This window comes from Stenotrophomonas sp. NPDC078853, assembly GCF_044901215.1.
Lineage (GTDB): Bacteria > Pseudomonadota > Gammaproteobacteria > Xanthomonadales > Xanthomonadaceae > Stenotrophomonas > Stenotrophomonas lacuserhaii.
This window is the reverse complement of sequence record NZ_JBJDOQ010000002.1, coordinates 360675-362814: the sequence shown is the minus strand read 5'-3', so window position 1 is coordinate 362814 and position 2140 is coordinate 360675. Positions and strand designations below refer to the sequence as shown.

Annotated in this window: 3 protein-coding genes and 1 pseudogene; 1 reads left to right on the top strand and 3 read right to left on the bottom strand. The window is 63.0% G+C overall.

Annotation, left to right across the window (positions count from 1 at the left end):
* On the bottom strand, positions 1 to 323 hold a 323-nt coding region (gene rplM, locus ACI2JH_RS03915), incomplete at its 3' end, for a 50S ribosomal protein L13 (protein ID WP_404735494.1).
* A 196-nt stretch (positions 324 to 519) separates the two neighbouring features.
* Between rplM and coq7 the strand changes: the two genes are divergently transcribed.
* A complete protein-coding gene (gene coq7, locus ACI2JH_RS03910; RefSeq protein WP_182656236.1) occupies positions 520 to 1164 on the top strand; it encodes a 2-polyprenyl-3-methyl-6-methoxy-1,4-benzoquinone monooxygenase in 645 nt (214 codons plus the stop codon).
* An 81-nt stretch (positions 1165 to 1245) separates the two neighbouring features.
* Here the strand turns inward: coq7 and sugE are convergent, their stop codons facing one another.
* Both sugE and ACI2JH_RS03900 read right to left on the bottom strand, forming a co-directional pair.
* Positions 1246 to 1566: a quaternary ammonium compound efflux SMR transporter SugE gene (gene sugE, locus ACI2JH_RS03905; RefSeq protein WP_042614284.1), complete on the bottom strand. Its 321-nt coding sequence runs from the start codon at positions 1564 to 1566 to the stop codon at positions 1246 to 1248.
* Between the two features lie 163 nt (positions 1567 to 1729).
* Positions 1730 to 2140: pseudogene (locus ACI2JH_RS03900) on the bottom strand (S-adenosylmethionine decarboxylase); the annotation flags it as partial.

Below are 2140 nucleotides of genomic sequence, written 5' to 3'. Positions count from 1 at the left end.
ATGCCCTTCACGGCGATCTCGATCACGCGCTCCGGGTGGCGCTCAAGCGCCTGGGCCAGCGCGTGGGTCTTCAGGTTGCCGATGTAACCGGTGAAACGGTGATCCATGTTGTCCTGCAGCTTCTTGCCGGTGACGACAATCTTTTCTGCATTGATGACGACCAGGTAGTCGCCGGTATCAACGTGCGGGGTGTAGACCGGCTTGTGCTTGCCACGCAGACGGCGGGCCAGCTCGGTGCAGAGACGGCCCAGGGTCTTGCCCTCGGCGTCAACGAGGTACCAGTCGCGCTGGACGGTCTCGTTCTTAGCGGTGAAAGTGCTCATGAAGAACTCTATGTAGGTCGTCGGGCTCATTGCGGCCAGGAGGGCCGGAACTCTGCCACGCGTTGTGAAGGTGAAACGCAAGAGGCGGGATTTTACCCAGCTTCGTCCCGCCGCGCAAGTTCACCCACGCCCATGGGTTGGCAGGGGCGCGCCGGGCGGCGAGAATCAAGGCTCCCCTGACGTCACCGGCCCCACCATGAGCGCGCTCCGCCAGACCACCCCGCTGGACCACCTGCTGACCGAGGCACAGCGTGCGTTGGACACGGTGTTCGGCAATCCGCCGGCAGAACGCCCCTACCCCGCCTCCGACGCAGCCGAGCCCGGGATGAGCCCTGGCGAGCGGCGGCATGCGGCCGGCCTGATGCGGATCAACCATGTCGGCGAGGTCTGTGCACAGGGGCTGTACTTCGGCCAGGCGGCCGTCGCCCGGGATCCGGCAACCCGCGCCCATCTGCTGGAAGCGGCGCAGGAAGAAACCGACCACCTGGCCTGGTGTGCGATCCGGCTGGGCGAGCTGGACAGCCGCCCCAGCCGCTTCAATCCGGTCTGGTACGCCGGCAGCTATGCGATCGGCACGCTGGCCGGGCTGCGGGGCGACGGCTGGAACCTCGGCTTCGTGGTGGAGACCGAACGCCAGGTGGAAGCCCACCTGGACGAGCACCTTGAGACGCTGCCGCCAGCCGACCTGCGCAGCCGCGAAGTGATCAAGGTGATGAAGGAAGACGAAGCCCGGCATGCCGAGCACGCCGAGCAGGCCGGTGCGCGCCGCCTGCCGTTCCCGATTCCCGGCGCGATGGCGCTGGCATCGAAGGTGATGAAGACGATCGCCTACCGGTTCTGAGGGACCACAGAGCAGGCCCGGAGCCGGGGTCAGAGTCCTTTTCCTGCGGAAAAGGACTCTGACCCTTTTTTCATGAGCCGGTCAGGGCGTGGAAACCAGCTTCAGGCCGATCACACCGGCCACGATCAGCGCTACGCAGCCCAGCCGGGCCGGTGAAGCGCTGTCGTTGAACAGGAAGATGCCCAGCACCGCCACGCCCAGTGCGCCGATGCCGGTCCAGATGGCGTAGGCGGTACCCACCGGGATGGTCTTCATCGCCTGGCTCATCAGGAACAGGCTGATCAATGCGGCCACCACGGTGGCAACGGTCGGCAACGGCTTGCTGAAACCATCGGAATATTTCATGCCGATGGCGAAGCCGATTTCAAAGATGCCGGCCAGCAGCAGATAGATCCAGGGCATGGGGTACTCCTCAACTTTTTAAACGAAAACAAAACGGCCCGGTGTCTTCACACCGGGCCGTCGGTCGGTCGACTGCCGTGAAACGCTGATCTGCGCAGATCGCGGTTCCACGGGGCGGGACGTCCCACCTTCATAAGCACGGCCCCGGAGGACCCTGCCGGTATCACTCGGACAGGTTGCGCCCGTGGAACAGTTCTTCGATTTCACGGCGCAGCAGCGCCTCGATCTTCATGCGTTCCTTGAAGGACAGGTTCTTGGCCTTCTCTTCGAACAGGTACTGGTCCAGGTCGAAGTCCTTCAGGTGCATCTTCGTGTGGAAGATGTTTTCCTGATAGACGTTGACGTCGAACATCTCGTAACGCGACTTGATGTTCTTGGCCAGGAAGTTCTGGATCGAGTTGATCTTGTGATCGATGTAATGCTTCTTGCCCTTCACGTCGCGGGTGAAGCCACGCACGCGGTAATCCATGATCACGATGTCCGATTCCAGACTCTCGATCAGGTAGTTCAGGGCCTTCAGGGGCGAAATGACGCCGCAGGTCGCCACATCGATGTCGGCGCGGAAGGTGGCGAT